This is a genomic window from Phocaeicola sp. RTP21198st1_B8_RTP21198_201120 (assembly GCF_040929485.1).
Lineage (GTDB): Bacteria > Bacteroidota > Bacteroidia > Bacteroidales > Bacteroidaceae > Phocaeicola > Phocaeicola dorei.
Genome location: NZ_JBCOCI010000392.1, coordinates 1 through 414, shown reverse-complemented (window position 1 = coordinate 414; position 414 = coordinate 1). Strand labels below are relative to the sequence as shown.

Sequence of the window (414 nt, the reverse complement as noted above, 5' to 3'; positions counted from 1 at the left end):
TTCTATAATTATACCTATGATATTTTGACAGCAATGGGAGGCGATTACCCCCCATCTATGGGAGGATATTATTATACTTATGCCAACTATAATAAGGTCGATAGCAAAGGCGTTGAAGTAACGGTGAGCCATCGTAATAAATTAAACTTGGCAGGCAAGCCATTCTCCTATGGCGCAAGCTTCAATCTGACATTTGCAAGAAACCGTTATCTCCGTTATCCGGATAGTCCGAACACAGTAGAGTGGAGAAAACGCACAGGACGTAGTGTCGATGCTTCTGTTGTGTGGGTTGCAGATGGCTTATTCCGTTCAGAAGAAGAAATAGACAATTCAGCCTGGTATGGCACTCGTCCTAATGTCGGTGATATCAAATACAGAGATTTAAATGGTGATGGTAAAATAGACGAAGATGAC

Annotated in this window: 1 pseudogene; it reads left to right on the top strand. The window is 41.8% G+C overall.

The annotated features are described in order from the left end of the window. A pseudogene (locus tag AB5935_RS26615) lies at positions 1-414 on the top strand (TonB-dependent receptor); the annotation flags it as partial.